The 6,300-nt window shown below is 68.9% G+C and carries 9 protein-coding genes; 2 read left to right on the top strand and 7 right to left on the bottom strand.

Going from position 1 to position 6,300, the window contains the following annotated elements:
• The 7 genes from QZ271_RS13565 to QZ271_RS13535 form a co-directional block, all read right to left on the bottom strand.
• Positions 1–377: AAA family ATPase (locus QZ271_RS13565; RefSeq protein WP_291432362.1), on the bottom strand; the 377-nt coding region annotated here is incomplete at its 3' end.
• Positions 378–450: 73 nt separating this feature from the next.
• Positions 451–1,026, bottom strand: a complete 576-nt coding sequence (locus QZ271_RS13560; protein WP_367114379.1) for a GerMN domain-containing protein — start codon at positions 1,024–1,026, stop codon at positions 451–453.
• Between the two features lie 32 nt (positions 1,027–1,058).
• Positions 1,059–2,456, bottom strand: a complete 1,398-nt coding sequence (locus QZ271_RS13555; protein ID WP_291432361.1) for an N-acetylmuramoyl-L-alanine amidase — start codon at positions 2,454–2,456, stop codon at positions 1,059–1,061.
• Complete coding sequence (gene smpB, locus QZ271_RS13550; RefSeq protein WP_273987481.1) at positions 2,453–2,875, bottom strand: SsrA-binding protein SmpB; 423 nt, start codon at positions 2,873–2,875, stop codon at positions 2,453–2,455. The genes QZ271_RS13555 and smpB overlap by 4 nt, the downstream gene beginning before the upstream one ends.
• 102 nt (positions 2,876–2,977) lie before the next feature.
• A complete protein-coding gene (locus QZ271_RS13545; RefSeq protein ID WP_291432357.1) occupies positions 2,978–3,697 on the bottom strand; it encodes an SDR family oxidoreductase in 720 nt (239 codons plus the stop codon).
• Between the two features lie 85 nt (positions 3,698–3,782).
• A complete protein-coding gene (locus QZ271_RS13540; RefSeq protein WP_291432356.1) occupies positions 3,783–4,025 on the bottom strand; it encodes a hypothetical protein in 243 nt (80 codons plus the stop codon).
• A gap of 155 nt (positions 4,026–4,180) precedes the next feature.
• A complete protein-coding gene (locus QZ271_RS13535; protein WP_291432354.1) occupies positions 4,181–4,678 on the bottom strand; it encodes a hypothetical protein in 498 nt (165 codons plus the stop codon).
• Positions 4,679–4,817: 139 nt separating this feature from the next.
• Here QZ271_RS13535 and QZ271_RS13530 point away from each other — a divergent pair, with 139 nt between their 5' ends.
• Together QZ271_RS13530 and QZ271_RS13525 are read left to right on the top strand one after the other, a co-directional pair.
• On the top strand, positions 4,818–5,465 hold the full coding sequence (locus QZ271_RS13530; RefSeq protein WP_291432352.1) for a MazG family protein: 648 nt from the start codon (positions 4,818–4,820) through the stop codon (positions 5,463–5,465).
• A complete protein-coding gene (locus QZ271_RS13525) occupies positions 5,462–6,037 on the top strand; it encodes a CoA pyrophosphatase (RefSeq protein ID WP_291432350.1) in 576 nt (191 codons plus the stop codon). The genes QZ271_RS13530 and QZ271_RS13525 overlap by 4 nt, the downstream gene beginning before the upstream one ends.
• Positions 6,038–6,300: the final 263 nt, after the last annotated feature.

The raw sequence follows: 6,300 nt of genomic DNA, 5'->3' as shown, positions 1-6,300 counted from the left end.
AGGCCGGTGCCGCGCAGCGCCCCGTGAACGTCGCGCACGCGGGCGGGGCGGCCGTTCAGGTCCTGCTCGGCCGCCCCGTCGCGGTAGATGCGCCGCGCGAGATTCACGCGCTCCCCGCCGGGCGTGCGGAGTTCCAGTTGCACTTCCGCCAGTCCCAGCGGGGCCTTGCCACCGCTGCCGTGGAAGATCAGTTCCTGGGCGCGCGCCGCGCGCAGTTCGCGCGCGCGGGCCTGATGCGTGGCCCAGCGGATTGCCTCGACCACGTTGCTCTTACCGCTGCCGTTCGGGCCGATGACGGCGCTCACGCCGGAACCGAAGTCCAGGCGGGTGCGATCAGCGAAGGATTTGAACCCCTGAAGGGTGACGCTCTGAAGCATGACGGGCGGCGCGCTGGGCGCTCAGGCGGGGCACCTGAGGCTCAGGCCGGACCTCCGGGGTGGGGGGCGGGCGTCACTGGTCGGCGCAGTCCCGGCGGGTGTACGGCTCTCGCAGGTCCAGGTGTCCCAGGCTTTCCACGTTCTCCCCGGCGACCAGGAAGGTCACGTCCTCGCCCCGCTCCTCGAGCAGGGTGCGTGTCAGCGTGCACAGCAGCATCCGCTCGCCGCTGGTGCCGTAGCGCAGGTTGACGTACGCGGCGGGCAGGTCCACGAAGAAATGCTGCCCGCGCAGGTAGACCTTCGGCGGGGCCGTCTTGGCTGGCACGGCGGCCAGCAGGTTCCGGTCGTACGGGCCATCTGCCCAGACGTTCAGGGCCGCCTGGGCGACCGCGCGGGCGTTCGTCTTGGCGACCATCACAGTCCGCATCTCGGGCTTCAGGAGCTGCACCTTGCTGTCCGTGAAGTACACCTTGACTTTCAGGGGCGTCCGTTCAGTCAGTTCCAGTTTTGGAGGCGTGGGGGCCACCGGGGGGCGCTGCACAGCCTGGAGCGCCAGCACCGACGTGACCAGCAGGCCCGCCGCGACCACGTTGAACAGCGAGAACACCCGCGCCATACCCCCCAGCGTCCTGCTCACTGCGCGGCTCACCGGGCGGCTCACTGCGCGGCTCACTGGGCGGCTCACTGCGCCGCTCCCTGGGCCGAGATGTCGGCGTTGTTGTTCGCGCGGGCCGTGAGGTACGTGGCGACCGAGCGGGCCACGGCGAACGCCATGACCTGCAAGCGGTCATCCACCGCCAGATTCGCGAGGTCCTGCGGGTTGCTGGACCACCCCAGTTCCAGCAGCAGGGCCGCCTGTGGGGCCTCGCCCAGCGTCAGGACGCGCGACGTGGATTCCTGCGCCGCGCTCACGCCCCCGCCTTTCAGTTCGCCGCGCAGCAGTTCGCTCAGGCGGCGGGTGCTGCCGGTCCCGGCGACGACCAGTCCGCCGTACGGAACGCTGGTGCCGGTGCGGATGGAATTCACGATGCGCGCCGGAGCCTTCCCGGTCTGCTCGTACACGGTCACGCCGCCACGCGACGAACCTGGAAAGCGGCCCAGGTCGAGTCCCAGGTACACGTCGCTCTGACGGGCGAGTTTCAGGGTCTCCTCGCGGCTCAGGGCGCCCGCGGCGTCCCGCGTGACCTGCACCTGCCACCCGGCCTGCGTGAGCAGTTCCGCCGCGCGCCGCGCGACATCGAGCGTCACGTCGCGGCCCACGCCCGTGACCCGCACGGGGTCCAGCACGACCAGGGGCCGCGTGACGCGCTTGAGCAGTTCCGGCCCTCGTCGGCCAACACCCGGTCCGGCATCCACCACGACGCGCACGTTGCCCGGCCGCACGACCTTGAACACCCGGTACCCGGTGGCGGCCGTCACGGGCAGCGTGAGGGTCAGGTCACGGCCCTCACGCCGCACCTCGGCGCTCGGGACGAACGCGCCGCGCGTGGTGTAGCGCCGGGCGTCTCCGCTCAGGCCGCGCAATGTCACGACTACGTGGTCGCCGCGCTGCTCGTCGCTGATTTCCACGTCGCGGCTCAGGTCCAGCACGATGCGGTCGCTATCACGGCCCGCGCGGCTGCTGACCGACAGCAGCGCCGGGGCAGCCACCTTGAATTCACCCTTCTGGTACTGCGCACCCAGGCCGTCGGCCAGGGTGTCCAGGGGCAGGTACAGGTTGCCGTTTACCAGCGTGGCGGCGCGGGCGTTCAGGCGGCGCGTGTCGAGCTGCACGGTGTTGAAGGTGGTCGTGGCCCGCTGCTGGTCCTCGTCGATGGGCAGCAGCAACGTGTGCCCCAGTCCCGTCACGCGGACCAGGCCACCGTCCCGCGCGACGGTCAGCAGGCCACTCAGGGCGGACTGACTGGCGTACTCCGCGCCGAACAGCTGGATGCTCTCGACCTGCCTGCCCGCCAGGTTCAGGCGGCTGAACGCGATCTGCGCGCCGGCCAGCCCGACCAGCAACAGACTGCCGGCCAGGACCGTCCAGGCCGCCCGGGTCCGTCCGCGCGCCGCGCGGGTCACTGGCCAGGCCTTCACAGTTCGCGCAGCTCCCGGCGCACGGTCTTGTCGGCCTCGGCGCGGCGTTTGTCGTGCAGTTTCTTGCCACGCGCCAGCGCCAGTTCCACCTTGAAATAGCGGCCTTTCTGGTACAGGCGGGTGGGCACCAGGGTCAGGCCCTTCTGGTCCAGTCCGCGCTTCATCTTGCTGATCTCGTCACGGTTCAGCAGCAGGCGGCGGGTGCGGCGCGGCTCGTGGTTGTTGTAGGTCGCTTCCATGTAGGTAGGGATGTACAGACCTTCCAGGTCCACGTTCCCGCCGCTCAGGCGCGCGAACGCGTCACGGAAATCCACGCCACCGGCGCGGATACTCTTGACTTCACTGCCGGTCAAGCTGATGCCTGCCTCAAAGCGCTCCAGTAGTTCGTACTCGTAATGAGCGCGGCGGTTCGTGTACACCCGCGCATTCTAGCAGCACGGGCAAAAGCTGTTGATGGTCAAAAGGTGATGGTTGATGGACCGGGTCAGCGCCCCTTCCATCAACCATCAACCGTCACCCATTTACTTTTTCGGGGGGCGGCTGGGGCGCACTTCCACGCGGCTGGGCAGGGTCCGGGCAGGCAGGTGCAGCAGGTCCACGGTCAGCTGCGCGAGGTCCTCGGGCTGAATCTTCCAGGCGTCCTTCTGGGCGTCCGGGGTGTGCCCGGCAAAGTGCGTGGCGACGCTGCCGGGCATGATCTGCGTGACCTTGATGCCCCGGTCGCGCAGGTCGAGGTTCATGACCTCGCTGAGGCCGTTCAGGCCGAACTTGCTGGCGTTGTACGCCCCGCCGCCCGGCAGGGGGTTCTTCCCGGCGAGGCTGGACAGCGTGAAGATGTACCCGCCGCTGCGCGACAGGGCCGGAATGGCCGCCTTGACGGTGTAGAACGCACCGCTGAGGTTCGTGTCGATCACGTCCTGCCACTCCTGAATGCTCAGGTCCGCGATGTTCCCGAAATGCCCCACGCCCGCGTTCACGAACAGCACGTCCAGACCACCGAAGGCCTGCACGTGGGCGTCTACCTCGCTCTGCACGGCCACGGGGTCCTTCACGTCGCATGGCACGCCACGCGCGCCCGCGCCCAGCTCGGCCGCCACCTGCGCGATCTCGGCGGCGTTGCGGCTGGTGATGGTCACGGCGTACCCGTCGGCCATCAGGGCGCGCGCCACCGAGAGGCCGATGCCCTTGCTCGCGCCGGTGATAAAGGCGCTTTTCTTCGCTGCGGTCGTGGCATCACTCATGCGTGGACGTTAACACGCTCCGGATGACCTTCCATGTGAACAGTCCTGCGGTTCGTTGAGCCACTCAGGACGACCGGGCCGCTTCCTACGGGGCGCTGTCACCACCAACCACCGGCAGGACATCCTGCGAGTGTCGCCGGACCGAGTTGATGAGAATCCCGCTCGCCGTCGCGATGGGGGCCAGCAGCGTGATCAGCAGGGTCAGCGGCAAACTGACACTCAGCGTGGCGGCCACTGCGGCAGCCAGAACGGCGGCGACGGCCACCCATCCCCAACGGCGCTGCAAGCTGATCCAGGCACAACGAAGCAGGTATTCCCGTCGAGTCATGGCGTCCCCCTGACACCAGTATGCGTACGTTGATCAGACTCATGTCAGAGCGGGACACAGCAACTTGAACGCCACCCAATCGGAGGCCGCCTCGGTCGTAAGGAGTCGTGTGCCGGCCACGCCATTCCGGGCAGCGGCGTTCAGGGCAGCGGCGTTCAGGGCAGGCGCTGGGCCAGCACGTCGTACATGTAGTTGGCTGCCTCGGCCTGCTTTTGCCAGAGCGTCAGCACGCCAAAGTCCTGTTTCAGAATCACGTTGTTCCCGGCGGGCATGCGGAATTCAAGCTGGGCAGTCAGTGTGTTCCAGGGGGCCAGTACGGACGGCGTGACCAGCACCGGTTTGACCTGCACCGCGCCGGGCGCCGTGGGACCGGTGGCGATCACGGCGTTCGGGTAGCGGCGCTTGATGGCTCCAGCCGAGTCACGTTTCATGGCTTCCAGGACGCCCTGTCGCTGCTGGGCGCTGACGGCGCTGGGATTCCCCTGAATCTGGGGGTCCAGGATCACAAAGGTGGCGGACGACAGGGCCGCCCTGCTCCAACTGGCCGGGGCGGCCTGCGCGCCGACTCCCTGAAAGGCGCCTGCGAGCATCAGGCTGGCGGGCAACAGGGCGGCGGGCAGGAGGGTCAGGGAGCGGGGTGCGGTGAGGGTCATGGCAGTAGTGCATCACAGGCCAGCTGACGCCGCGTGAAGCGGGCGTGAGGGACCGCGCGCCGGGAGCGACCCGGCCTCATGTTAACCAGAGGTGGCGCTGCGCGGGAACAGGTGTGGGCCAGCGCGTTACAGTGACAGGATGCAGGACCTGCTGACGATCATGCGCCGCCTGCGCGCCCCCGACGGCTGCCCCTGGGATCAGGAGCAGACCCACGAATCCCTGCGCCCCTACCTGCTGGAAGAGGCGGCCGAGGCGTCTGACGCGGCGGGTAGCGGCGACCCGGCGGCGCTCCGTGACGAACTGGGCGACGTGCTGCTTCAGGTGGCGTTCCACAGCGTGATTGCCGAGGAGGGCGGCACCTTCGATTACGCGGCCGTCGAGCGCGGCGTGGTGGAGAAACTGGTGCGCCGTCACCCGCATGTGTTCGGTGAGGTGCTCGTACAGGACAGCACGGACGTCATGAGGAACTGGCAGGAAATCAAGGCGCAGGAACGCGGTGGTCGGTCCCGCCCCGCCGAGGACCGCGTGCCGGCCGCGCTGGGCGCACTGGCGCGCGAGTCGAAAACGCAGAAACTGGCGGGCATTCCAAGCGGCGTAGCGGCGGCGGCCCGCGCGGCGGTCGCGCAGGCTGCCACGCAGGCCCCGGATACCGCCCCGGGCGTGGCGGACGTGCTGGCGGCCGTGGTCACCTGGGCGCGGAGTGCCGGAGTGGACCCGGAACTGGCGCTACGGGACCGTTCTCTGGCCACGCTGCGCGCCCTGCCGGATCAGGGGTCGGAGCCGTGAGTGACCTGGACCCACTGGACTTGGCCCTGGCGGACCCGTGGGCGCTGTGGGTAGGTGAACGGGGGCGGCGCAGCCTGCACCTGCCCACGTACCGCCGCGCGGCCGTGCTGGTCGCCCTGACGCGCGAGGTGGATCCGCGCGTGCTGCTCACGGTGCGTTCGGCGGACCTGCCCACCCACCAGGGGCAGATCAGTTTTCCCGGCGGGAGTCTGGAAGCCGGCGAGACGCCCACGCAGGCCGCCGTGCGGGAAGCCTGGGAGGAAGTGGGCCTGGACCCCGCGCAGGTCACGGTGCTGGGTGAACTGGACGACGTGTTCACGCCGGTCGGGTTTCATGTGACGCCGGTGCTGGCGCGCATGCCGGCCGAACCGACCCTGACCCTGAGCGGCGAGGTGGCGCAGTTGCTGCTGCCGTCCCTGGCGGACCTGCGGGCCACGCCAGTCGTGCGAGAAACACGCGCCCTCCCGGATGGTCAGCAGGTACCGCTCTACCGATACCCCTGGCAGGGCCACGACATCTGGGGCATGACGGCCCGGGTGCTGCATGACCTGCTGACCGACGGCCCGGACTGATACGGACTGCCGCTCTATACCGCCCAATCCGTATCTTGTTCCTACTCGCGCCCGCTCGGATTGATTCGGAAGTACGCCGAATCAATCGGAATCCGCATGAGACGGACTCCGATTGATGGGCTCGGCACGATGCACCTACCACTTGCGTGCGCCGATAAGAGAACACCCCCCACCGCATGAACGGATGGGGGGTGTTCTGGTATGCCGCGCTGGGATCAGCGGGTGGGGGTGATGGTGATCTGGCCGTTCTGCGTGATGTTGTA

Source organism: Deinococcus sp., from assembly GCF_018260555.1.
In the GTDB taxonomy this organism is placed as follows: domain Bacteria; phylum Deinococcota; class Deinococci; order Deinococcales; family Deinococcaceae; genus Deinococcus.
Note: the sequence above shows the minus strand (reverse complement) of the source record. Positions and strands in the feature narration are given on the sequence as shown.